Genomic DNA, 24,371 nt, shown 5'->3' with positions numbered 1-24,371 from the left:
GAATTGAGTTATCTTCTGGTAGTTTCATTGACATTGTTACGGATGAAATTATTTATTCTTTCAAGATCATCATCACTCAATGCAAACATCTCTTCTCTTGAGCGATCAAAATAGTAAGGGGCTTCAAAGATATATGATTTTTCATACTCTTTGTGACCAATCAACAGAACGTTGCCTAACGGACGCTGCTCTTCAATGCAGCACGGGCCATAAATGAGAACAATAGGGACACCAACTGCATCTGCTATATAAACATTTCCAGAGTCTGATGCAATATAGAAATCCATTTTACTGATGGCAAAAGGGACGTCTTCCAAAGGTAATTCGCCAATCAGACTCACAATATTTTGTCGTACTCCGACTTCACGATGCAAGTCATCGAGCCATACTTGTTCGCTTTGAGGACCGAAAACATAGTAAATACAATTTAGGTCACCTAACGCATCAAATACTTTTTTCCATACTACGGCAGGAATAGTTTTTGACTTGTTTCCTGCAGATATACTCAGGCCAATTTTGATAACGTTTTGTTTATCAAGCGATATTGGGTAGGATTCAGGCTTTCTTAATGGCCGGGTTGCATGCTTAGGAACATTACGCCAGCTCAGGTTACGATCAGCGAGCTTAAGGTAATCGTCGACAGTTAATTGGTCTTTGCTGTGTTCAACAGTACCAGTAGCTGTAAAGTAAAGCGGAGCTTGATACCAGCGACGCGTGTAAGTCGACAGGTACTGTTTGTTCTTCGCATTGCAGACGGATGCAAAGAAAAGATTCGTACTATTTGGATGTAACAAGTAAACATTTTCGTAGCGATTCATAAATTTGAAAGCCAGGCGAAACTTGCGCCATAGGCTCTTTTTATGTTCTTCAATCAAGAAAATGGTATCGATAGTTTCATCATGCTTAGCCAAAGGAAGAACGGTTTTGCTGATCAAAACATCACTATGCTTCAGATGGGCGAGCAAGGGCGTTACGTTGACGAAATCGCCTATTTTTGCCGTTTGAATGAGTAAGTTCCGGCCTGTTTTTTTATAAAACAGTTTTCCGATCAATTTGAACGGAAGAAAGAGGATAAAGAGGATTAGATAGCTCATTAATCGTTATTCTGTCTTTAAGTGGCTAATTTTCTGGAGTGCGGTAAATGTGTCTACAGCGGTGATGTTAGCCATACTTTTTCCTGCGCCCCTGATTTCATGTTGATTTTCACCGTAGCCACCAATTAAACCCGGATCGGTTGGGCCATACAATGTGATGTTTGGCTGACCTAATGCGGCGGTCAGATGACTTAATCCGGTATCGACGGAGACAACAGCTCTGGCTCCGGCAAGTTGTTTGGCTACCTGTTCAAGGGACAGACGTGGCAACACTTCAACATTATCAAATCCTTCAGCTAAACGAATTGCCCGTTCGTGCTCGTGATTTGCGCCCCACGGGAGTTTAATACGTAAGCCAGTATTGTGCATTAATTGAATAAGATCTCGCCAGTGTGATTCCGGCCAGTGTTTTTCATCGCGTGTGGTGGCATGAAGGAAAATCATATATTCCCCCATATCTGACGGCGCGGTAGCCAGAAAATGCCGGGCTATTGCATAGTCGCCTTGTTTTTCAGGCTTCTGATAACCAATACTTTTGGCAAATAACTCACGTGTACGTTCCACAGCATGTTGCTGTTTCGCGATTGAATGCCGGTGATTGTAGAAGAGGCTGGCTAACGGTTCACGGGCGCTATTCCAGTCCATACCATGTTTTGTCCCGCGGGCTTTACGAGTCACCAGAGCTGCGCTCTTTATTAGTCCCTGAGCATCAACGATGAGATCGTAATTCTCAACACGTAGCGCTTGATAGAATGCCGCACGCTCGGCTTTCACTGCAGTTGAAAACCAGCTTTTACGCCAGCGACGAATCGCCACTGGAAGAACTTTATCGACAGCCGGATGCCAGGTGGGGATTTGTGCAAAGCCTTCTTCTACTACCCAATCGAAGCGGATACCAGGAATGGCGTTCATTGCGTCAGTCAGCGCAGGCAAAGTATGCAGCACATCGCCCATTGACGATGTTTTGACGATTAATACCCGCATTACGCTTCGTTCTCCGCTAGCAGCAAGGCTGCAAGCTCTTCCATGACTCGCTCAGGAGTAATATCAATCAAACTTTGATGGTAGCCTTCTGCGGCGTCGCCTTTACGCACTTTGTGATAGCCGCTAATCAGGCGAATGACTCGCGCTTTATGCGATAACGGTGGGGTAAAGTCTGGACTGCTTGGACCATACAACGCAACAAGTGGGCGATTGAGCGCTGCGGCAACGTGCATTAAACCGGAATCGTTGGTGACCACAGCCTGGCAAGCGGCAATCAAAATGACGGCTTGCTCGAGTTCAGTATCTCCCGCCAGATTACGGCAATAAGCCTGCTGCTGCGTGGTTAATGCGGCAACAATATCATTCCCGGCTTCTTTATCTTTTGCCGAACCAAACAACACAACTTGATAGCCATCATCAATGAGTTTGCCAGCAAGGGTTGCGTAGTGATAATGCGGCCAGCGTTTCGCCGGACCAAATTCAGCACCAGGGCAGAAACCAATAATCGGGCGTTTGGCATCGAGGCTAAATGCAGCAGTCGTCTGGAGCTTTTCGCTTTCGTTAACTTGCAACTTAGGCCATAGCAACGGCTGGGGGAGATCTTTAGCCGACTGCATTACCCCTTTCTCATAGGCTAACGCAACGTAACGCTCGACCATTAATGGCCAGGCTTGCTTATCCAGCACGCGAGCGTCGTTGAGCAATCCGTAGCGCATTTCACCGCGCCAGCCGGTACGTTGTGGGATATTGGCAAAGAAAGGAACCAGTGCAGATTTGAATGAGTTTGGCAGCACATAGGCTTGATCGTAACGTTTAGCACGCAGGGCGTGTCCAAGACGGCGACGTTCGCCAATCTCCAGAGCGCCATGCCCAAGTGGCATCGCCAACGCTTCGTTAACTTCTGGCATACGTGACAGTAATGGACGGCACCATGCCGGTGCCATCACATCAATGATTGCCTGGGGATAGCGCGCCTTGAGCGTGCGATAGAGACTTTGCGACATCATCATGTCGCCCACCCATGACGGGCCAATCACCAGTATTTTCATGCGTCAGGCTACCTGCTTATGCGTCACGGTTCAGCCAGGCCATATATTCTGTTACGCCTTCGGCAACAGTTTTGAATGGCTTGTCGTAACCTGCGGCACGCAGATTGGTTAAGTCGGCCTGAGTAAATGCCTGATAGCGGCCCTTGAGTTTTTCCGGGAAAGGAATGTACTCAATGCTGCCTTTTTTATGGAATGCCAGGGCTGCGTCAGCAACGGCCTGGAAGGATTCCGCACGACCGGTACCGCAGTTATAAATACCGGATACGCCGTTCTGCCAGAACCACAGGTTAACCGCTGCAACATCACCCACGTAAATGAAGTCACGCTTAAAGCTATCGCTGCCTTCAAACAGTTTTGGATTTTCGCCGTTGTTCAACTGAGTGTTCAGATGGAATGCAACGCTTGCCATACTGCCTTTATGGCCTTCGCGCGGCCCGTAGACGTTGAAGTAACGGAAGCCAGTAATCTGGGAGTTAGCTTCAGGCAGAATTTGGCGCACGTACTCGTCGAACAGGAATTTGGAGTAACCGTAAACATTCAGCGGCTGCTCAAATTCACGAGACTCGATAAAATCGCTGTTGCGGCCGCCATAGGTTGCAGCTGATGAGGCATACAGGAATGGAATTTCGCGTTCAAGGCAGTAATGCAGAACTTCTTTTGAGTACTGATAGTTATTATCCATCATGTACTTGCCATCCCACTCGGTGGTGGAAGAACAAGCACCTTCATGGAAAATTGCTTCTATATCGCCGAATTCTTCACCTGCCATAATCTGGATTAAGAAGTCTTCTTTATCCATGTAGTCGGCAATATTCAAATCTACGAGGTTGGCGAACTTGGTGCCATCCTTCAGGTTGTCGACCACCAGGATATCAGTATGGCCGATATCATTCAGTGACTTAATGATGTTGCTGCCAATAAGGCCAGCACCGCCGGTGACAATAATCATAAGCGAAAACCTTAAAAAAAGAGGGCCGTAAGGCACAATACCTCACGCGCTAATGGCTCTTATCATACCATTACATTCATGGACCCGCCTAATATGAGGAAGTTTCTACGCCTCGTGATTTATGCTGCAAATTTCAATTTCATTGAAGCGTAATCTCGTGTCCTGGTATAGGTTTGGGTAATATGTGCCGAAATTAGCCATGCCTGGAGAATCGCAATGCGCGGAGATTTTTACCAACAGTTAACAACCCAACTTGAAACCGCACGAGCGGAAGGGTTGTTTAAAGAAGAACGTATCATTACTTCTGCTCAACAAGCCGATATTACCGTTGCTGATGGCAGCCATGTCATTAACTTCTGCGCCAATAACTATCTGGGGCTCGCTAACCACCCGCAACTGATCGATGCCGCAAAGCAGGGCATGGATACACATGGTTTTGGGATGGCATCTGTGCGTTTCATTTGTGGAACACAAGACAGCCATAAAGAGCTGGAAGGTAAACTTGCGGGCTTCCTCGGAATGGAAGATGCGATTCTTTACTCTTCCTGCTTCGATGCCAACGGCGGCCTGTTTGAAACGCTGCTCGGCCAAGAAGATGCGATTATTTCTGATGCCCTGAACCACGCGTCTATTATTGATGGCGTGCGTCTGTGCAAAGCGCAGCGTTATCGCTATGCAAACAACGATATGCAAGAGCTTGAGGCTCGCCTGAAAGAAGCGCGTGCGGCAGGGGCTCGTCATATCATGATTGCCACCGACGGTGTCTTCTCTATGGATGGCGTGATTGCGAACCTGAATGGCGTTTGCGATCTGGCTGATAAGTATGACGCGCTGGTGATGGTTGATGATTCTCACGCGGTTGGTTTTGTCGGTGAAAATGGTCGTGGCACGCATGAATATTGCGATGTGATGGATCGTGTAGACATCGTTACCGGCACGTTGGGCAAAGCGCTCGGCGGCGCATCCGGCGGCTATACCGCGGGTCGTAAAGAAGTGATTGAGTGGCTGCGCCAGCGCTCTCGCCCATATCTTTTCTCTAACTCTTTGGCACCGGCTATCGTTTCAGCATCCATCAAAGTTCTGGAAATGCTGGAAACCGGCGCTGAAATTCGTGCTCGTCTGTGGGCAAACGCGAGTTTGTTCCGCGAGAAAATGTCCGCAGCAGGTTTTACCCTGGCGGGTGCGGATCACGCCATCATCCCTGTGATGTTAGGTGAAGCGGTTGTGGCGCAGAACTTTGCGCGTGAACTGCAAAAAGAAGGCATTTATGTCACTGGGTTCTTCTTCCCGGTAGTACCAAAAGGTCAGGCGCGCATCCGTACTCAGATGTCAGCGGCCCACACGACTGAACAAATTGAACGTGCGGTTGACGCATTTACGCGTATCGGTAAACAGTTGGGCGTTATCGCCTGAGGGAGCGGTCATGAAAGCATTAGCGAAACTGAAAGCAGAAGAAGGCATCTGGATGACGGATGCACCCACGCCTGAAATGGGTCATAACGATCTGCTGATCAAAATCCGTAAAACCGCAATCTGCGGCACCGATGTGCATATTTATAACTGGGACGAATGGTCGCAGAAAACTATTCCGGTTCCGATGGTTGTCGGTCACGAATATGTGGGTGAAGTTGTCGGTATTGGCCAGGAAGTTAAAGGCTTTAAAATTGGCGACCGCGTCTCCGGTGAAGGCCATATCACTTGTGGTCACTGCCGTAACTGCCGTGCCGGCCGTACTCACTTGTGCCGTAACACGACAGGTGTTGGTGTAAACCGTCCGGGTTGTTTCGCAGAATACCTGGTGCTGCCTGCTTTCAATGCTTTCAAAATCCCTGACAACATCTCAGACGATTTAGCCTCTATCTTTGACCCGTTCGGCAACGCTGTTCACACAGCGCTGTCCTTCGATCTGGTTGGGGAAGATGTGCTGGTTTCAGGCGCTGGCCCAATCGGTATTATGGCGGCGGCTGTCGCTAAACACGTTGGTGCGCGTAATGTCGTGATCACCGATGTGAACGAATATCGCCTTGAGCTGGCGCGTGAAATGGGTGTGACCCGCGCGGTGAACGTCAGCAAAGAAAACCTGAACGACGTAATGAAAGAGTTGGGCATGACTGAAGGTTTTGATGTGGGTCTGGAAATGTCAGGTGCTCCACCGGCATTCCGTACCATGCTCGATACCATGAATCACGGTGGCCGTATTGCGATGCTGGGTATTCCTCCGTCAGATATGTCTATCGACTGGACGAAAGTCATCTTCAAGGGCTTGTTCATCAAAGGTATTTACGGGCGCGAAATGTTCGAAACCTGGTACAAAATGGCGGCGCTGATTCAGTCTGGCCTGGATCTGTCACCAATCATCACTCACCGTTTTGGTATCGATGATTTCCAGAAAGGTTTTGATGCCATGCGTTCCGGGCAGTCTGGTAAAGTCATTCTTAGCTGGGATTAATTCTTGCTGAGTTGATTAAAAAAGGCCGGGAAACCGGCCTTTTTAACATCTTTACTCGCTTGCTGTCTGCTTTTCAGCATCCGTCAGATAACGTACTTTTCGCGTGTAATCCTGCCCTTTAAACAGCAATTCACTATCCCGCGAAACCAGATATTTTTGCCATTCAGAAAGTGGGAAACCGCCATGCGCGCCCACAACTTGTTTTGGAATCACCGATGGTGTGCCGCCAATTTTCTTGGATACCGGCCAGTTCATCCAGTCACCTAAATTCACGGTTTTGATATCGAGCATATCCAGCAAAGCGGCTAGTGGCAGCTGATCGGTTGGTGGCTGGCTATCGTCCATCAACTCCCAGGTGTCCTGGAATAGCGTGAGCCATAACGGGCAAATTCGACGCCAGGTTTTACGCGTTGCCGCCAGGAATGCCCCGTTAACGTGATCCACAATATACGGGCGCACGGTGTCTTTATAATATGCCGGGACTTTATCAACCGGTGCTTTGTCCAGTTTGGCGATCATTTTGCCCTGACGGAAACTGGAGTAAATGTGGTGCTCTTCAATTTTAAAGCGCGGCATTTGCAGCAAGTTGAGATCGGAATCGATCATCAAAATACCGTCTGTGCGTGCCTGCAACGGCGCATTCAGTTTGATTAAACGGCTGAGATAAATTTGCTTGTAACGGTACCCTTCCTCGCGCTGTGGGAGCTCAAGAGTCGCGATACGGGTTTTCGGTGGAAGCTCACCAAATTCGTGCGCCGGGCGATCGGAAACAATCACAATCTCCTCCACATCCGGGGCGAAACGTGCCGCGAATTGTGCAGAAAGTAAGCCTTCTTCGATGTAATCCGCACCTGCGCAAGGAATGACAATCGATGTCACTGGCACTGCCACACTTCCGGCCGCAGGTTCCTGATAAGGGATATTATGTCGCGCCGTAATATGGCGATATTTTGGGTTCAGAAATTTAAACATATTCATTCCGGGTTGGTTTTACTGCGCCAAGTACGGCTTCGACACCGGCAACATAGTGTTCGATCGCATAGTTATCAATCACGCGTTGGTAGGCGGCTTGTGTGAGGGCATCACGTAATGCGCTATCTTGCCATACTTGCTGAAGATGCGAAGCGAGCATGACGGTATCGCCATAAGGATAAAGCAGACCGGTACGTCCGGAGTCGATTAACTCTGCCGTCCCCGTCACATTTGAACCGATCACCACTGTTTTAAGCAGCATGGATTCGAGCACCACACGCGGTAACCCTTCGCTTTTCGATGCCAGAATAAAGACATCAAATGCGGCCAGATAATCCAGGGGGTTGTTACGAAAGCCGGTAAAGATAACCCGATCGGCAAATCCATAATCAGCGGCCTGGCGCTGTAGTTTTTCGCGATCGGCCCCTTCGCCTACCAGAACAAATTTCCATTTTGCGTCGGGATGTTGCTGCTGAAAACGGTGCAAAGCTTCCAGCGTATGGTGGCAGGATTTTCTTGGGATAAGTGACCCGATACTACCAAACAAAAATGTATCGTCGCCAATGCCCAACGAGCGGCGTACCGCCTCGCCAGAAGGTAAGGGCTGGTGAATATCAATGGCGTTAGGAACAGTCGTGCAGAGAGATCTTTTCACGCCGTGGTTAAGCAGCACGCTTTCCACGCCATGAGAGACGGCGATTATAGCGTCGCCTGTGCGGTTGACGATTTTTGTAATCGCCTGACTCATTACCGGTTCGATACGGCAGTGCTGTACTACCGCAACATTGAGCGGCTCGGCGGCCAGATATCCTTCCAGGTTAGAGCCAGGCTGGTTATTCATATAGAGAATTTCGTAGCCATCTTTCTGCAACCGCTCACGCAATGCCATCGCGTTAGGTTTGATGCGCCATTGCTCATCAATATATGCGGTGACTTTTTTGCGCCCTGACTTGCTGAAAAACAAAAATGAGCGAGCAACTTCCTTGCAGATTTTTGCCCAGCCAGGTTGCTTGCGTTGTGGAATAAAAATGACAGGAATCTGAATGCTCTTCAGCACTTTCTCAATGGTTTCACCTTCACCGCGCGCATAGTTGTAGTAAAAGCAGCACGTGATATCAAACCGTTGGCGGTCAATACGTTTGAGCAGTTCCAACATACTGTTGGTACCGCCGCCCCACTCTTTACCGTTATCCAGCAAGAGAATTTTATGCCGCTGTTGCGTCATCGTAGACCGACTCCTGTAGCTTTATTCAACGCGGCATTATAAGGGCTATCAACCGTGATAACTATCCCGCGACATTTCCAACTGTGGATGTGCTTTTTCCCCAGCCCTGCCACTGATGCTGCATATATTGCATTAATTGGCTCTGGCTGATGCTTTCACTCAACACAGTAAAGAACGTAGTGGCATAGACAGGTTGCAAAGGTTGTTTCGGTTTGCACAAACTAATGCCTTTAAATGGATTACGCGGTTGCTCCGTCGGTTTGCCGGGCACTACAGGGCGAGTATTGTTTGGTTTCGAGGTATCAACCTGCGGTTCGTTCAACAAGCTGCTCGGGCGGACCAACGTAATATCTGAAGGCAAGTTGTACACCATCTGTTGCAATACGCGCACGGTTGTTGGATGCGGGTGGCCGATGGCTATCGCAGAGCCATTTCGGCGTGCTAACTCTACTGCACGATTAAACTGGAAACGGATATCGGCTTCATTTTGCGTATCGTCGAGGAAGACTTTGCGTTTGATAACCTTGACGTTAGTTCCCGCTGCCGCCCGCATTGACTGGCTATTGCCAATCGTCATGCTGTCGAGGAAATAGAGATTATATTGCCCCAGCGCCTGCATCACTTTTTGCATGCCAAACAGGCTGGATGTCATCGCGCTACCCATGTGGTTATTCAACCCCACGGCATAGGGAACATCATTAACCGCTTCGCGAATAATGCGTTCGATTTCACCGCTGCTCATATCCGGGCGCAAAGTATCTTTTTCCAGCGGCTGTTTGCTGAGCGGAGCCATCGGTAAATGGATTAGCACTTCATGCCCGGCATTATGTGCTTTGGTCGCCATTTCGCGGGCGTGAGGAGCGTTGGGTAAAACAGCCACGGAAATATTAGAGGGGAGTGCGATAACCTGATTTTCTTGCGCGGGGCGATAACCGAAGTCATCTATAACGATTGCCAGCTTTCCGGCGTAAACAGGGGTTGTCAGCATGAGTGTGCTGACGAGAGAGAAAAACACACGACGGAATTGAAGCAAAACTTATCTTCCCAACCACGGTTGTGGATTGACTGCCTGGCCCTGGCGGCGAATTTCGAAATAAAGTGACGGGCGGCCCTGACCACCACTGTTACCCACCAGAGCAATAGCCTGGCCGGCGCGAACTTGTGTTCCAACATTAACCAACGCGCTTTGGTTGTAACCGTACAAACTCATATCGCCTTTGCCGTGTTCAACCACGACAACGAGGCCGTAACCCTGCAACCAGTCGGCAAGAATTACGCGTCCATCGGCAATGGCTTTAACTTCAGTGCCTTCACCGGCGGCGATAACAATCCCTTTCCAACGTAGTTCACCCTGGAGCTGTTCGCCATAACGATGAAGGATTGAACCGCGGACCGGCCAGAAAGCTTGCCCACGAGCGGCACCCAAACCACCTGTACGTGAAATCAGCGAGCGTTCACTTTCGGTCGGTTTGTAAGTACTGCCTTTGCTGCTCGCTTCTTTTTGGCGATCGCGAACCTGTTCAGCTTCGCGAGCTTCTTTTTCTGCTCGAGCCTTAGCTGCGGCTTCTGCACGGGCAATTTGCCCCTGCAAGCGGGATTGGTTCTGGCGCATTTCGCTCAGCTTTTGCTGATCTTGCTGCAAAGAAGATTCGAGAGTGGATAGCGTCTTTTTGCGCTCGTTACGGGCACTTTCCAGCCTGGTTTGCTGGGCTTGCTGTTCGTAGAGCAATGTCTGTTGTTCGGTTTGCTTCGACTCAAGACTCGCTTTTTGCTCGTCAACTTCCGCTTTGGTTTGCTTAAGGTTCTCGATAGTTTCCTGACGCGCTGCGTTCAGGTAACCAAAATAGGCCTGCAAGCGTTGCCCGCGCTGGCTTTCTTCACCGCTTAAAATCAGCTGAATGCCGGTGTGTTGACCCTGACGGAAAGAAGCGTCGAGTTGTGCGGCCAGATTGCGTTCCTGCGAGGCCTGCTGCTTTTGCAGTTTCGCGAGGGAAGCATTCATGGTGTCGATTTGGCGGTTGAGTTCGGCAAGCGTGTTTTGCGTATCGCGCAGTTTGCGGCTGGCCTCGGCGATAGCTTTTTCTTGTGCCTGGAGTTGAGCGAGTAATGTAGAGCGTTGTTGCTGTTGCTGGCGTACCGCACGTTCTTGAGTAGCAATATCCTGCTGGATAGATTTTAACTCGGCGCGATCGTCGGCGTGGCTGATCATGGGGCATAACAATACGCCAGCGCTTAACACGCTGGCGTACATCATAGGCCTGACTGAAAACAGCTTCGTTTTCACGGCCCATGTTATTGAAAAAATCGCCTTTCCCCTCATGGGGAGGGATTATTCCACGATGAACAGCGGCTTGCCAGTCATCTCTTGCGGGATTTCCATACCCATCAGGCTCAACATAGTTGGTGCGATATCAGAAAGCTTGCCGCCTTCTACCGCTTTCACACTACGGTCACCCACATAAATCAATGGAACAGGCAGGCTGGTGTGCGCGGTGTGCGCCTGGCCAGTTGCCGGGTCAGCCATCTGCTCTGCGTTACCGTGGTCAGCGGTGATCAGCAATTGCCCACCGACGTTTTCAACCGCAGTAACAACCTGCGCGATACAGTTATCCAGCGCTTCAATGGCTGCAATCGCCGCTTCGTAAACACCGGTGTGACCCACCATATCGCCATTTGGATAGTTACAAATGATGGTGTCGTACTTGCCGCTGTTAATCGCTGCCAGCAGTTTTTCGGTCAGTTCTGCGGAACTCATTTCCGGTTGCATGTCATAAGTCGCAACTTTCGGAGAGTTAATCAGAATGCGGTCTTCGCCAGCGAATGGCTCTTCAACGCCACCGTTATAGAAGAAGGTAACGTGAGCATATTTTTCAGTTTCGGAGATGCGCAACTGAGTTTTATCGTGCTTCGCCATCCACTCGCCAAAGGTATTGGTCAGTGAAGCTGGTGGATAAGCGCAAGCGGCTTTGATGTCTGCTGCATATTCGGTCAGCATCACGAAATCGCCGAAGTTAACCACTTTCTTACGCACGAAACCGTCGAAGTCAGCATTAACGAAAGTACGGGTGATTTGACGAGCACGGTCCGCACGGAAGTTCATGAAGATCAGTGCATCGCCGTCGTTCATGGCTGCATCTGCTTCACCTTCTGCACGAATCACAGTCGGTTTAACGAATTCGTCGTTCTCATCGCGAGCGTAAGCTGCTTCCAGACCCGCAACAGCGGTTTCTGCCTGGTATTCGCCTTGAGCCAGAGTCAGCAGGTCGTAAGCCAGTTCAACGCGATCCCAACGGTTGTCGCGGTCCATAGCGTAGTAACGGCCAATCAGGGACGCAACGCGGCCTTTGCCCAGCGCGGCAAACTTGTCGGCAAACTTCTTCAGAGAGGATTCAGCGCTGCGTGGCGGGGTATCGCGACCATCCAGGAATGCGTGCAGGTAGATTGCTTCAGCACCTCGTTCTGCTGCCAGTTCAATCATCGCCAGAATATGTTCTTCGTGGCTGTGAACGCCACCGGCTGATGCCAGGCCCATGATGTGAACCGCTTTGCCAGCGGCAACGGCTTTGTCTACAGCTGCAGTCAGCGTTGGGTTGGCAAAGAAAGTACGTTCTTTAATTTCAACATCCAGACGAGTCAAGTCCTGGTAAACAATGCGGCCTGCGCCGAGGTTTACGTGGCCAACTTCGGAGTTACCCATTTGGCCTTCTGGCAGACCGACTTCCAGGCCAGATGCGTTGATCAAAGTATGCGGACGCTGGGCCCACAGGCTATCCATAACCGGGGTTTTAGCATTCAGAATAGCGTTATCCTGCTGCTCTTCGCGGTGACCATAACCATCCAGAATCACCAGAACCATAGGTTTTTTAGTAACTGACATTGCGACAACCTCTAAGTCAAAGACAAAATTTGCGTAATTTTACTACAGGCTGCGGGGTAAATAGCCGCAGAAGATCAAAGAAAGAGGCTGGATTGTGATCGGTTTTACGTCGTTGCGGTAATTTTTTTCGTAACAGTCCGCAGAATCTACATTACCTGGCGCAGACTGGCTGTATTTGGCACAACGCAAATGTATACTCCTCACCTGGTTTTTTCATATTACTTAGTCGGGAGTTACACCCCCCCATGCAAGAAATTATGCAATTCGTTAGTCGCCATCCCATACTTAGTCTGGCGTGGGTTGGCTTACTGGCCGCCGTACTTTTCATGACCTTTAAAGGTTTAACCTCTAAAGTTAAGGTCATCACCCGTGGTGAAGCAACACGCCTTATCAACAAAGAAGATGCCGTTGTTGTCGACGTGCGTTCGCGTGATGATTACCGTAAAGGTCATATCGCTAACTCATTGAATGTACTGACCACTGATATTAAAAGTGGCAACTTCGGTGAGCTGGAAAAACATAAAGCGCAGCCTGTGATCGTCGTTTGTGGTAATGGTATTTCCTCTCAGGAATCAGCGGCGTTATTGACGAAAGCTGGTTTTGAAAAGGTGACTTTGCTGAAAGAAGGTATTGCTGGCTGGAGCGGGGAAAACCTGCCATTAGTTCGCGGTAAATAATGCTACGCACACTGAGGTAATACCATGGCGAATATTGAAATCTACACTAAAGCAACCTGTCCATTTTGCCACCGTGCAAAAGACCTGCTGCAAAGCAAAGGGGTCAAGTTTCAGGAATTAGCGATTGATGGCGATGCTGTTAAACGTGAAGAGATGATTAAACGCAGTGGGCGCACCACAGTGCCGCAGATTTTTATTGATGCACAGCACATTGGTGGTTGCGATGACTTGTATGCACTCGACGCTCGTGGTGGACTCGATCCCCTGCTGCGCTAGTGCAGTTCCTTTGTCGCTTACTGCTGTTTAAAGGACGTATTAATTTTTTAAGGGTTTAACAATGTCAGAACAAAACAACACAGAAATGGCTTTCCAGATTCAGCGTGTCTACACCAAGGACATCTCTTTCGAAGCACCAAATGCACCACACGTATTCCAGAAAGACTGGCAGCCTGAAGTGAAGCTGGATCTCGATACTGCTTCAAGCCAACTGGCAGACGACGTTTATGAAGTTGTGTTGCGTGTAACCGTGACCGCAACACTGGGTGAAGACACTGCGTTCCTGTGTGAAGTTCAGCAGGCTGGTATCTTCTCCATCGGTGGGATCGAAGGTCCGCAGATGGCCCATTGCCTGGGTGCGTACTGCCCGAACATTCTGTTCCCTTATGCACGTGAAGCAATCACTAGCCTGGTTTCTCGTGGCACCTTCCCGCAGCTGAACCTTGCACCGGTTAACTTCGATGCGCTGTTCATGAGCTACCTGCAGCAGCAATCTGGCGAAGGCGAAGGTGCTGAAAACCATCAGGATGCCTGATGAACAGCCTTAATGCTTCAATGACTGTGATCGGTGCCGGCTCGTACGGCACCGCTCTTGCCATCACACTGGCGCGTAATGGTCACCACGTTGTTCTGTGGGGCCATGACCCTAAACACCTTGCTGTATTGCAGGCCGACCGCTGTAATGCCGCGTTTCTTCCTGACGTACCTTTCCCTGACACTCTTCACCTTGAAAGCGACTTAGCAAAAGCTTTGGCGGCCAGCCGTAATATTCTGGTAGTCGTACCGAGCCATGTATTTGGCGAAGTGCTGCGTCAAATTAAACCGCTGATGCGTGCTGATGCTCGTATCGTCTGGGCAACAAAAGGTCTGGAAGCGGAAACCGGACGTCTGTTGCAAGACGTGGCGCGTGAAGCGTTAGGGGATGATATTCCTCTGGCGGTGATCTCCGGCCCTACGTTTGCCAAAGAGCTGGCAGCGGGTTTACCAACGGCAATTGCGCTGGCAGCAACCGATGAAACCTTCGCTCAGGATCTCCAGCAGTTGCTGCACTGCGGCAAAAGCTTCCGTGTCTACAGCAACCCGGATTTCATCGGCGTGCAGTTGGGCGGTGCGGTGAAGAACGTGATTGCGATTGGCGCGGGCATGTCTGACGGTATTGGCTTCGGCGCGAATGCTCGTACGGCGCTAATCACTCGCGGTCTTGCGGAAATGACACGTCTTGGTAGTGCTTTAGGTGCCGACCCGGAAACATTTATGGGAATGGCTGGTTTGGGTGATTTGGTCCTGACGTGTACCGATAACCAGTCACGTAACCGTCGCTTTGGCATGGCGCTGGGGCAGGGTGCGGATGTGGATTCGGCACAGCAGAAAATCGGCCAGGTGGTTGAAGGTTATCGCAACACCAAAGAAGTGCGGGAGTTGGCGGCGCGTTTTGGCGTTGAAATGCCAATAACCGAGGAAATTTATCAGGTATTATATTGCGGAAAAAACGCGCGCGAGGCAGCATTGACGTTGCTGGGTCGAACGCGCAAGGATGAACGGAACTCAGGCTAAAAAATAGCTACGACTTGATGGAACAACACAACCGCAATAATTGAAGCGTTCCGGTACTTTGTGCCGGGCGCTGTTTTTCTGTCTGGAGAGAGCAATGTCGTCTGAAGAACTGGATCTGGTGTGGAGCAACATTAAAGCCGAAGCGCGAGCGCTTGCCGATTGTGAACCGATGTTGGCCAGTTTTTACCACGCAACTCTCCTCAAGCACGAAAACCTGGGCAGTGCGCTGAGCTATATGCTCGCCAATAAACTTGCCTCACCAATTATGCCAGCCATTGCGATTCGTGAAGTTGTCGAAGAAGCCTATGCGGCAGAACCTCAGATGATTGCCTCCGCTGCCTGTGATATTCAGGCCGTGCGCACCCGTGACCCGGCAGTCGATAAATATTCTACCCCGCTGTTATACCTGAAAGGTTTTCATGCTTTGCAGTCCTACCGTATCGGCCATTGGCTGTGGAAGGAGGGGCGCAGGGCTTTGGCGATATTCCTGCAAAATCAGGTTTCGGTTTCATTTCAGGTAGATATTCACCCAGCGGCGAAAATTGGCTGTGGGATCATGCTCGATCACGCCACCGGCATTGTGATCGGTGAAACGGCCATCGTCGAAAACGACGTGTCTATTTTGCAGTCGGTAACGCTGGGCGGTACCGGCAAAACCAGCGGTGATCGACACCCGAAAATTCGTGAAGGCGTGATGATTGGTGCCGGGGCAAAAATCCTCGGCAACATTGAAATTGGGCGCGGGGCGAAAATTGGTGCGGGTTCTGTGGTGTTACAACCAGTGCCGCCTCATACTACGGCGGCTGGCGTTCCTGCGCGAATTGTTGGCAAGCCTGAAAGTGATATGCCTGCCATCGATATGGATCAGCATTTCAACGGAGCCAACAACGGCTTCGAGTACGGCGACGGAATCTAACTTCTCAGAACGGCGCCGGGATACCCAAGCTGGCGCCACGCTTCATACACCACCACCGATACTGCGTTCGACAAATTCATGCTGCGGCTATCCGGCATCATCGGAATACGGATTTTTTGCTCAGCAGGCAAAGCATCAAGAATCGTTGCTGGCAGGCCGCGCGTTTCCGGGCCAAACACCAAATAATCCCCATCCTGATAGCTTACTGCGCTGTGCGCAGGCGTACCCTTTGTGGTTAATGCAAAAATTCGTTGTGGGTTTTCCGCCGCTAAAAATGCGTCATAGTTGTGATGGCGATTAACGGCTGCAAACTCATGATAATCCAGCCCTGCGCGGCGTAGACGCTTATCGTCCCAGCCAAAGCCTGTCGGCTCGATGATATGCAACCGGAAGCCGGTATTGGCGCATAGACGAATAATATTCCCGGTATTGGGTGGGATTTCTGGTTCAAACAAAACGATATTTAGCATACTGCCCCCATAAGACCTGGCGCGCAGAATATCAATTTATGGCAGGAAGGAAAACAGGCCCCGAAGGACCTGTTCTTTATGGCTAAAAATTAACGATGATACAGCGGCAGCCAAAGCACTAACCGCAATCCGCCCAACGGGCTGTCATCGGCTTTCACCCAACCACGATGTTGCTGAACGGCAGTTTCTACAATCGCAAGCCCCAACCCAGTTCCACCAGATTCGCGATCGCGCGCTTCGTCTGTGCGATAGAACGGACGGAATATTTGTTCACGATCTTCCGGGCTGACGCCTGGGCCATCATCATCCACCGTGACAGTAATCCCTTTATTATCAACGGAGAAGTTGACTGCAATTTTCGTGTGCGAATAACGTAATGCGTTGCGGACGATATTTTCTAACGCGCTTTCCAGTGCGTTAGGGTTACCGTACATCAACCACGGGCCTGGCGGATAAGTCACTTCCAGCGATTTGCCCATCTGTTCGGCTTCAAAGGCGGCGTTATCCAGCACTTCGGACCAAATTTGATTGGCTTTCATCGTCTCGCTCGCCAGCGCGTTTTTCTGCTGGTTGCGGGACATCACTAACAAGTCGTTGATCATGCCATCAAGACGCTGAGCTTCCGTTTCGATGCGCTCCAGCTCCTTGCTTTCACCCGTTTTGCGGCGCAACAAAGCTGTGCCTAATTGCAAACGGGTTAACGGGGTACGCAGTTCGTGAGAGATATCAGACAACAACCTTTGTTGGCTTGTCATCATCCTTTCCAGTGCGGTAATCATCTGGTTAAAACTGGCTCCGGCGGCGAGAAACTCTTGCGGCCCGGATTCAAGTTCAGGATGCTGACGCAAATTCCCCTGAGCCACTTCATCCGCCGCGTTTTTCAACTTACGTGCCGGTTTTGCCAGGCTCCACGCCAGCCATAACAGCAGCGGTGAACTGACCAGCATCGTGACAATGAGTAACAGTAAAGGCCTATCAAACAGCAGGTTAATAAAATCAGACTGGGAATTACTTGCAGGGCGAATCAGGTAGAGCTGGTAGTTATCCTCACCATCACGCACAGCGAATGGCCCCACCAATTCTACGCGACCGTATTTTTTCTTTTGCGGATGATCGGCGTTATCAGACTGGCCGATAAAGTTACGAATGATCTGCATTTCATTGCGCTGGGCGCCAATAACTCGCCCTTCGCTGGTCACGAGTAACAAACGCTGACCCGGCGGTGCCCATTTATCAATGGCCCGGAACAAGCGACGCCACCACATCAAGTCGTTTGGGGGATCGTTTTCAAGTTCCGCTTCGACATGCTGTTCAATCATGGTGCCTTGACGTTGCTCATTCTCCATCAATTCGGTCATTTGACGCGAATCCAGTTTAGGCAGCATCAGCACTAGCATCAGCACTAACGCCAACGTCAACCAGAAGATGGCAAAAATACGCGCGGTAAGGCTACTTATCATGAAGCAGACACCATCAGGTAGCCGCGGCCACGTAATGTTTTAAACCACGGATGACCATCTTTGCGATCCGGCAATTTACGACGCAGGTTGGAAATATGCATGTCGATTGCGCGGTCGAAAGGTGTCAGGCGTTTACCCAGAACTTCCTGGCTTAAATGTTCGCGTGAAACTACCTGGCCCAGATGCTGCGCCAGCAAATAGAGTAGGGTGAATTCGGTACCGGTCAAATCCAGCGCTTGTCCATCAAAGCTGGCTTCCTGACGGCCTGGGTTAAGGCTTAAACCGTCAACTTCGACAGTCGGTGAGCCACTGTCACTGTTTTGTTGCTGCTCACTCCAGTGTGAACGACGCAAAATAGCGCGTATACGAGCCACCAGCTCACGATCGTTGAATGGTTTAGGCAGATAGTCATCGGCACCTAGCTCGAGGCCGAGAACGCGATCCAGCTCACTTCCTCGCGCTGTTAGCATAATGACTGGGGTCTGGTGTGACTGGCGCAACTCTTTCAAAGTATCAATGCCATTTTTCTTTGGCATCATCACGTCGAGCAATAAAAGGTCAATGGTGTCATCAAGAAGTTCCAACGCTTGTTCGCCGTCGTGGGCAACAATTACGTTAAAACCTTCCATGTCGAGCAGTTCCTTTAACAGGGAAGTAAGCTCTCGGTCATCATCAACTAGCAGAATTTTATTCATTGTTAAATTACCTCCGAGGCAGAAATTACGTCATCAAGGCGCGCTAATCTATGACTTTACGTTGTTTTACACCCCCTGACGCTAGTTTGCAGCGGGAATCGTAGACTGAATCTCGTTGAATCGCAGCACAGATGATTTCAGGAGCAAGTGATGCGCAATGTTACCGCTGCCGTCATGGCCTCTACATTGACTCTGATAACCCTGGCGAGCCAAGCCAAAGAGTTACCGGCCAGCGATAACTGGTACCAGGGCGGTGAAGGTTTAGTAAAGCGTAATCACCTCCAGAGCCATATGTTCGATGGGATAAACCTTACCGAACAACAGCGCCAACAAATGCGCGATCTTATGCAACGGGCACGGCATGATAGCCCACCCGTGAATGTAAGCGAAATGGAGACCATGCATAATCTGGTCACCGCAGACAATTTTGATGAAACGGCAGTGCGTGTCCAGGCTGAAAAAATGGCACAAGAACAAGTGACTCGCCAGGTTGAAATGGCGAAAGTACGCAACCAAATGTACCGCTTGTTAAGCCCTGAGCAACAGGCCGTTTTAAATGACAAACACCAACAGCGCATGGATCAATTCCGTGAACTGGCGGACCTGCAACAGATGTCTTCGATGCAGGCACTGAGTAGTAGCAGTAAGCATAGTAACCAGTAACAAACCCTGTTTTCCTTGCCATAGACACCATCCCTGTCTTCCCCGCCTTAACAGGCGGGTTTTTTTTGCCTGAAGGTTCAGATGAATCCGCTATACTAGCCAGCAATCATTTGCTGGAGCCCCTATGAATCAACAATATGGGAAACTGGTCAGCCGTGCAGCAATCGCCGCAACGGTAATGGCATCATTGTTACTTTTGATCAAGATTTTCGCCTGGTGGTATACCGGTTCGGTCAGTATTCTGGCGGCATTGGTGGATTCGCTGGTGGACATTGCTGCGTCGCTGACTAACCTTCTTGTCGTACGTTACTCACTGCAACCGGCGGATGAAGAGCATACCTTTGGCCATGGCAAAGCGGAATCGCTGGCAGCACTCGCGCAAAGTATGTTTATTTCAGGTTCTGCGTTATTCCTTTTTTTGACGGGGATCCAACATTTAGCTGAACCGTCACAGATGAAACAACCTTTAGTTGGCGTCGTAGTCACGGTCATTGCATTATTCAGCACGTTAATTCTTGTGACCTTCCAGCGCTGGGTTGTGAGAAAGACGCAAAGTCAGGCCGTTCGGGCAGATATGCTTCATTATCAGTCTGATGTTATGATGAACGGAGCAATTCTCGTTGCATTGGCGCTGTCCTGGTATGGCTGGCACCGTGCGGATTCGATCTTTGCTTTAGGTATTGGCGTCTATATTTTATATAACGCGATTCGAATGGGGCATGAAGCCGTACAATCTCTTTTGGACCGTGCTTTACCGGATGATGAACGTCAGGCAATTATTGATATCATCAATGCATGGCCAGGGGTCAAAGGGGCGCATGACTTACGTACGCGGCAGTCAGGGCCGACTCGCTTTATTCAAGTCCATATTGAAATGGAAGACAATCTACCACTGGTTCAGGCGCATGTTATCGCCGAACAAGTGGAGCAAGCGATATTGCGTCGCTTCCCTGGGTCAGATGTGATTATTCACCAGGACCCCTGCTCGGTTGTTCCGACGCAGCAACAAGGGCATTTTGAGCTTTAATTTTTCGTTGTAAGGTCAGGCTGAACCGACGTTTTGTGGTTAAGATACCGGCATATGGCCTGACCTGAATCAATTCAGCAAGAAGCGGTTGTTATACTATTTGTAGCAGAGTCGACGCCTCGGCATGCCGCAGGCCGTTTCCGGCAACAGGATTAATTTGCATTCAAAAGTTCAGAGGTAGTCATGATCAAAAAAATTGGTGTGTTGACGAGTGGCGGTGATGCGCCGGGTATGAACGCCGCGATTCGTGGTGTTGTTCGTGCAGCATTGTCGGAAGGTCTGGAAGTCGTAGGTGTTTATGACGGCTATCTGGGTCTGTATGAAGACCGCATGGTGAATCTGGACCGTTATAGCGTGTCCGATATGATTAACCGCGGTGGTACCTTCCTGGGTTCCGCTCGTTTCCCGGAGTTTCGTGATGAGAAAATCCGTGAAGTGGCTATCGAGAATTTGAAAAAACGCGGTATCGATGCGCTGGTTGTTATCGGCGGTGATGGCTCCTATATGGGTGCAATGCGCCTGACCGAAATGGGCTTCCCATGCATCGGTCTGCCAGGCACCATTGATAACGACATTAAAGGTACCGATTACACTATCGGTTTCTTCACCGCGCTGGAAACAGTCGTGGAAGCAATCGACCGTCTGCGTGACACCTCTTCTTCCCACCAGCGTATTTCTATCGTGGAAGTGATGGGTCGTTACTGTGGCGACCTGACCTTAGCTGCGTCCATTGCGGGTGGCTGTGAGTTTGTTGTCCTGCCAGAAGTTGAGTTCAATCGCGAAGACCTGGTTGAAGAAATCAAAGCGGGCATCGCGAAAGGTAAAAAACACGCTATCGTGGCGATTACCGAGCACATCTGCGATATCGACGAGCTGGCTCAATATATCGAGACAGAAACCAAACGCGAAACTCGCGCCACCGTTCTGGGCCACATTCAGCGCGGCGGTTCACCGGTTGCTTACGACCGTATTCTGGCTTCCCGCATGGGTGCTTACTCCATCGAACTGCTGCTGCAAGGCCACGGCGGCCGTTGCGTAGGCATTCAGAATGAGAAACTGGTTCACCACGACATCATCGACGCTATCGAAAGTATGAAGCGTCCGTTCAAAGGTGACTGGTTGGATTGCGCGAAGAAACTCTACTAATTCACTAACAGTGAAAATTGAAGCCGGGGAAACCCGGCTTTTTATCGTTTGTTATATGCTCGATAGTTATAGCCAATCTTTTTTTATTCTTTAATGAATGGTTAAATTTCTGGCACGCTGCTTTCATCAAATCTGATTAAAGAGAGCGAACGATGAATAAGTGGGGAGTTGGACTTACATTACTGTTGGCGTCAACCAGCGTACTGGCAAAAGATATTCAGTTACTTAACGTCTCATACGATCCCACTCGCGAACTTTATGACGAGTACAACAAGGCGTTCAGTGCACACTGGAAACAACAAACCGGCGATAACGTTGTTATCCGCCAGTCTCATGGTGGTTCCGGTAAACAAGCCACATCGGTAATCAATGGTATTGAAGCTGATGTCGTAACCTTGGCGCTGGCCTACGATGTGGATGCTATTGCCGAGCGTGGCCGTATCGACAAAAACTGGATCAAACGCCTGCCGGATAACTCCGCACCTTACACTTCAACCATCGTTTTCCTGGTACGCAAAGGTAACCCGAAACAAATTCATGACTGGAACGATCTGATTAAACCGGGCGTTTCAGTTATTACCCCGAACCCGAAAAGCTCAGGCGGTGCGCGCTGGAATTATCTGGCAGCGTGGGGTTACGCCCTGCATCACAACAACAACGACCAGGCCAAAGCGCAGGATTTCGTGAAGGCACTGTACAAGAACGTTGAAGTGCTGGATTCCGGCGCTCGTGGTTCAACCAATACCTTCGTTGAGCGTAATATCGGTGACGTACTGATTGCCTGGGAAAACGAAGCGCTGCTGGCAACCAAAGAGCTGGGTAAAGATAAATTTGAAATTATCACCCCGAGCGAGTCAATTCTGGCTGAGCCGACCGTATCCGTAGTCGATAAAGTCGTGGATAAAAAAGGTACTCAGGAAGTGGCAGCGGCCTACCTGAAATACCTCTACTCGCCGGAAGGCCAGGAAATTGCAGCGAAGAATTACTACCGCCCACGTAATGCGGATGTGGCGAAGAAATATGAAAACGCCTTCCCTAAACTGAAGTTGTACACCATTGATGAAGAGTTTGGCGGCTGGACAAAAGCGCAGAAAGAACACTTCTCGAATGGCGGAACCTTCGACCAGATTAGTCAGCGTTAAGTTTAAAGACGGCCCCGCTTGGGGCCGTTTTGCTTTTGAGTTCCCGCCGTTTGCGTTACGCTGAGCAACTCTCTCCAGCCCCTGAGGTTTCAATGCTGCGGTGTCGACGCACGATAGTTGTCACTATATTCCTGTTGATTGTTGCCGCTATCGCCTGGTTTAGTCTGCGGCAATACCTGCATCACCCGGATGCGCTCTGGCGTATCGTCAGCCAGCAATGCGTACCCAATCAGCAAAAAAATCAAAACCCCGAACCGTGCGCCAAAGTGGATTTGCCATCGGGATTCGTGCTCCTGAAAGATATTCATGGCCCGCTTCAATACCTGCTGATGCCCACAGCGAAAATGAAAGGGATGGAAAGCCCTGAGCTATTGCAGGCGCAAACCCCCAATTTCTTCTGGCTGGCGTGGCAGCAGCGCGAAATGATGAGTGTTCGCCGTGGGTCGCATGTTCCTGATGATGTGGTTTCGCTGACGATAAACTCCACGTCAGGCCGTACTCAAAACCAGCTTCATATTCATATTTCTTGTCTGCGGGCAGATGTGCGTGGGCAGTTGAATCAGTATGCAAATACGCTGAGCAACCAATGGCAGGCGTTTCCGGAATCACTGGCGGGAAACCAGTACATCGCCAGAAAAGTGAGTGCGGCGGAGTTTTCGCAACGTGGCCCGTTCATCATGCTGGCAAACCAGGTTCCCCAGGCTCGCGAACATATGGGGCGTTACAGTCTGGCGATGGCGAAACTGGCTGACGGGGATTGGGTCATTTTGGCTACAGAGCGGAACTTACTGCGTTTGAACCTCGCATCTGCGGAGCAAATACAAGATCACGATTGCGGATTGTTGAAAAAATAAAGGCCCTGCCGGAGCAGAGCCTTAATATTCCTAAGCGAGAATACTTACGCTTGTTTCGCTTCAGCCGCAGCTTTAACGATAACGGCGAAAGCGTCAGCTTTCAGAGATGCGCCGCCAACCAGGGCACCATCGATGTCCGGCTGAGCAAACAGCTCTGCTGCGTTTTTGTCGTTTACGGAACCGCCGTACTGGATGATCACTTGTTCAGCGACTTTAGCATCAGCTTTAGCGATGTGGTCACGAATGAATTTGTGAACAGCCTGAGCTTGAGCTGGAGTTGCTGATTTGCCCGTACCGATTGCCCATACTGGTTCGTAAGCGATTACCACGCCTTCGAATGCAGCCGCGCCCTGAGTTTTCAGAACAGCGTCAATCTGACGTGCACAAACTTCTTCAGTTTTGCCCGCTTCGTTTTCTGCTTCGGTTTCGCCAATGCAAAGAACCGGAATCAGGCCAACTTCTTTCAGAATGGCGAATTTCTTAGCGATCAGTTCGTCAGACTCTGCGTGGTAAGTACGACGCTCTGAGTGACCGATGATGATGTATTTAGCACCAACATCTTTCAGCATTTCAGCAGAAACTTCACCGGTAAATGCGCCAGACAGGTTCAGGTCAACGTTCTGAGCACCAAGAATGATGTGGCTGCCAGAAGCGGCATGTTTAGCCAGATCCAGGTACATTGTTGGAGGAGCGATAGCAACGCCACAGCCAGCAACGCCAGCCAGTTCTTTGCGTAAGCCAGCAATCAGCTCGTGTACCATGTGCTTGCTGCCGTTCAGTTTCCAGTTACCCATCACCAAAGGATGTCGCATCTTAATTCTCCACAAGGTCAAACTAATAAAAGAATCGCTGCCGTTCAGGCAGCATGGTCTGTGAAACAGTATAGAGACTC

At 50.1% G+C, this 24,371-nt stretch carries 25 protein-coding genes; 12 read left to right on the top strand and 13 right to left on the bottom strand.

Annotated elements, in window-relative coordinates; translation table 11 throughout:
- Window positions 1–8: 8 nt before the first annotated feature.
- The 4 genes from LVQ76_RS19330 to rfaD are packed head-to-tail and all read right to left on the bottom strand — an operon-like array spanning window position 9 to window position 4,076.
- Window positions 9–1,094 carry a glycosyltransferase family 9 protein gene (locus LVQ76_RS19330; protein WP_232922287.1) on the bottom strand — a complete coding sequence of 362 codons (1,086 nt, stop codon included), beginning with the start codon at window positions 1,092–1,094 and terminating at the stop codon, window positions 9–11.
- Between the two features lie 6 nt (window positions 1,095–1,100).
- Window positions 1,101–2,078, bottom strand: a complete 978-nt coding sequence (gene rfaC, locus LVQ76_RS19325) for a lipopolysaccharide heptosyltransferase RfaC (protein ID WP_232866000.1) — start codon at window positions 2,076–2,078, stop codon at window positions 1,101–1,103.
- Window positions 2,078–3,127, bottom strand: a complete 1,050-nt coding sequence (rfaF, locus tag LVQ76_RS19320; RefSeq protein WP_151995386.1) for an ADP-heptose--LPS heptosyltransferase RfaF — start codon at window positions 3,125–3,127, stop codon at window positions 2,078–2,080. Before rfaF ends, rfaC begins: the two co-directional genes overlap by 1 nt.
- A gap of 16 nt (window positions 3,128–3,143) precedes the next feature.
- The gene (rfaD, locus tag LVQ76_RS19315) at window positions 3,144–4,076 is read right to left on the bottom strand and encodes an ADP-glyceromanno-heptose 6-epimerase (protein WP_064515027.1); all 933 of its coding nucleotides are present in this window, start codon (window positions 4,074–4,076) and stop codon (window positions 3,144–3,146) included.
- Window positions 4,077–4,292: 216 nt separating this feature from the next.
- Between rfaD and kbl the strand changes: the two genes are divergently transcribed.
- Both kbl and tdh read left to right on the top strand, forming a co-directional pair.
- Window positions 4,293–5,489, top strand: coding sequence for a glycine C-acetyltransferase (gene kbl / locus LVQ76_RS19310; RefSeq protein ID WP_232922286.1), 1,197 nt, complete (start codon window positions 4,293–4,295; stop codon window positions 5,487–5,489).
- Between the two features lie 10 nt (window positions 5,490–5,499).
- The gene (tdh, locus tag LVQ76_RS19305) at window positions 5,500–6,525 is read left to right on the top strand and encodes an L-threonine 3-dehydrogenase (protein ID WP_232866004.1); all 1,026 of its coding nucleotides are present in this window, start codon (window positions 5,500–5,502) and stop codon (window positions 6,523–6,525) included.
- 51 nt (window positions 6,526–6,576) lie between these two features.
- On the opposite strand, the gene LVQ76_RS19300 is transcribed toward tdh, so the two are convergent.
- The 5 genes from LVQ76_RS19300 to gpmM form a co-directional block, all read right to left on the bottom strand.
- On the bottom strand, window positions 6,577–7,497 hold the full coding sequence (locus LVQ76_RS19300; protein WP_232922285.1) for a hypothetical protein: 921 nt from the start codon (window positions 7,495–7,497) through the stop codon (window positions 6,577–6,579).
- A complete protein-coding gene (locus LVQ76_RS19295) occupies window positions 7,490–8,722 on the bottom strand; it encodes a glycosyltransferase (protein ID WP_232905345.1) in 1,233 nt (410 codons plus the stop codon). The genes LVQ76_RS19300 and LVQ76_RS19295 overlap by 8 nt, the downstream gene beginning before the upstream one ends.
- A 61-nt stretch (window positions 8,723–8,783) precedes the next feature.
- Complete coding sequence (locus LVQ76_RS19290; protein WP_370639867.1) at window positions 8,784–9,755, bottom strand: divergent polysaccharide deacetylase family protein; 972 nt, start codon at window positions 9,753–9,755, stop codon at window positions 8,784–8,786.
- Window positions 9,756–9,758: 3 nt separating this feature from the next.
- Window positions 9,759–11,042 (bottom strand): murein hydrolase activator EnvC, encoded by a 1,284-nt coding sequence (gene envC, locus LVQ76_RS19285; protein ID WP_232866007.1) that lies wholly within the window; start codon window positions 11,040–11,042, stop codon window positions 9,759–9,761.
- Window positions 11,043–11,051: 9 nt separating this feature from the next.
- Window positions 11,052–12,599 (bottom strand): 2,3-bisphosphoglycerate-independent phosphoglycerate mutase, encoded by a 1,548-nt coding sequence (gpmM, locus tag LVQ76_RS19280; protein WP_232905346.1) that lies wholly within the window; start codon window positions 12,597–12,599, stop codon window positions 11,052–11,054.
- A gap of 245 nt (window positions 12,600–12,844) precedes the next feature.
- Between gpmM and LVQ76_RS19275 the strand changes: the two genes are divergently transcribed.
- From LVQ76_RS19275 to cysE, 5 genes are all read left to right on the top strand, one after another.
- Window positions 12,845–13,276, top strand: a complete 432-nt coding sequence (locus tag LVQ76_RS19275; protein WP_134187649.1) for a rhodanese-like domain-containing protein — start codon at window positions 12,845–12,847, stop codon at window positions 13,274–13,276.
- Window positions 13,277–13,300: 24 nt separating this feature from the next.
- On the top strand, window positions 13,301–13,552 hold the full coding sequence (grxC, locus tag LVQ76_RS19270) for a glutaredoxin 3 (RefSeq protein WP_064515041.1): 252 nt from the start codon (window positions 13,301–13,303) through the stop codon (window positions 13,550–13,552).
- Window positions 13,553–13,613: 61 nt separating this feature from the next.
- On the top strand, window positions 13,614–14,087 hold the full coding sequence (secB, locus tag LVQ76_RS19265) for a protein-export chaperone SecB (RefSeq protein WP_034461441.1): 474 nt from the start codon (window positions 13,614–13,616) through the stop codon (window positions 14,085–14,087).
- The gene (gene gpsA, locus LVQ76_RS19260) at window positions 14,087–15,106 is read left to right on the top strand and encodes an NAD(P)H-dependent glycerol-3-phosphate dehydrogenase (RefSeq protein WP_232866009.1); all 1,020 of its coding nucleotides are present in this window, start codon (window positions 14,087–14,089) and stop codon (window positions 15,104–15,106) included. The genes secB and gpsA overlap by 1 nt, the downstream gene beginning before the upstream one ends.
- Before the next feature lie 94 nt (window positions 15,107–15,200).
- Window positions 15,201–16,022: a serine O-acetyltransferase gene (gene cysE, locus LVQ76_RS19255; protein ID WP_151995376.1), complete on the top strand. Its 822-nt coding sequence runs from the start codon at window positions 15,201–15,203 to the stop codon at window positions 16,020–16,022.
- Here cysE and trmL read toward each other — a convergent pair.
- The 3 genes from trmL to cpxR form a co-directional block, all read right to left on the bottom strand.
- Complete coding sequence (trmL, locus tag LVQ76_RS19250; protein ID WP_064515046.1) at window positions 16,019–16,492, bottom strand: tRNA (uridine(34)/cytosine(34)/5-carboxymethylaminomethyluridine(34)-2'-O)-methyltransferase TrmL; 474 nt, start codon at window positions 16,490–16,492, stop codon at window positions 16,019–16,021. The genes cysE and trmL overlap by 4 nt on opposite strands.
- An 89-nt stretch (window positions 16,493–16,581) precedes the next feature.
- Window positions 16,582–17,952: an envelope stress sensor histidine kinase CpxA gene (cpxA, locus tag LVQ76_RS19245; protein WP_232922284.1), complete on the bottom strand. Its 1,371-nt coding sequence runs from the start codon at window positions 17,950–17,952 to the stop codon at window positions 16,582–16,584.
- A complete protein-coding gene (cpxR, locus tag LVQ76_RS19240; RefSeq protein ID WP_034461436.1) occupies window positions 17,949–18,647 on the bottom strand; it encodes an envelope stress response regulator transcription factor CpxR in 699 nt (232 codons plus the stop codon). Before cpxR ends, cpxA begins: the two co-directional genes overlap by 4 nt.
- A 150-nt stretch (window positions 18,648–18,797) precedes the next feature.
- On the opposite strand from cpxR, the gene cpxP reads away from it, so the two are divergent.
- The 5 genes from cpxP (at window position 18,798) to LVQ76_RS19215 (ending at window position 23,479) form a co-directional block, all read left to right on the top strand.
- On the top strand, window positions 18,798–19,310 hold the full coding sequence (gene cpxP / locus LVQ76_RS19235; RefSeq protein ID WP_232866010.1) for a cell-envelope stress modulator CpxP: 513 nt from the start codon (window positions 18,798–18,800) through the stop codon (window positions 19,308–19,310).
- A 124-nt stretch (window positions 19,311–19,434) separates the two neighbouring features.
- Window positions 19,435–20,337: a CDF family cation-efflux transporter FieF gene (gene fieF, locus LVQ76_RS19230; protein WP_151995373.1), complete on the top strand. Its 903-nt coding sequence runs from the start codon at window positions 19,435–19,437 to the stop codon at window positions 20,335–20,337.
- A gap of 183 nt (window positions 20,338–20,520) precedes the next feature.
- Window positions 20,521–21,483: a 6-phosphofructokinase gene (pfkA, locus tag LVQ76_RS19225; protein ID WP_064515054.1), complete on the top strand. Its 963-nt coding sequence runs from the start codon at window positions 20,521–20,523 to the stop codon at window positions 21,481–21,483.
- 152 nt (window positions 21,484–21,635) lie between these two features.
- Window positions 21,636–22,625 (top strand): sulfate/thiosulfate ABC transporter substrate-binding protein Sbp, encoded by a 990-nt coding sequence (gene sbp, locus LVQ76_RS19220; RefSeq protein ID WP_151995372.1) that lies wholly within the window; start codon window positions 21,636–21,638, stop codon window positions 22,623–22,625.
- Between the two features lie 95 nt (window positions 22,626–22,720).
- Window positions 22,721–23,479, top strand: a complete 759-nt coding sequence (locus LVQ76_RS19215; protein WP_502258297.1) for a CDP-diacylglycerol diphosphatase — start codon at window positions 22,721–22,723, stop codon at window positions 23,477–23,479.
- Window positions 23,480–23,523: 44 nt separating this feature from the next.
- On the opposite strand, the gene tpiA is transcribed toward LVQ76_RS19215, so the two are convergent.
- Entirely contained in the window at window positions 23,524–24,291 is a 768-nt protein-coding gene (gene tpiA / locus LVQ76_RS19210; protein WP_151995371.1) for a triose-phosphate isomerase, read from the bottom strand.
- Window positions 24,292–24,371: the final 80 nt, after the last annotated feature.

Origin of the sequence: Buttiauxella cochleicola (assembly GCF_021283185.1) — a bacterium.
In the GTDB taxonomy this organism is placed as follows: domain Bacteria; phylum Pseudomonadota; class Gammaproteobacteria; order Enterobacterales; family Enterobacteriaceae; genus Buttiauxella; species Buttiauxella massiliensis.
Note: the sequence above shows the minus strand (reverse complement) of the source record. Positions and strands in the feature narration are given on the sequence as shown.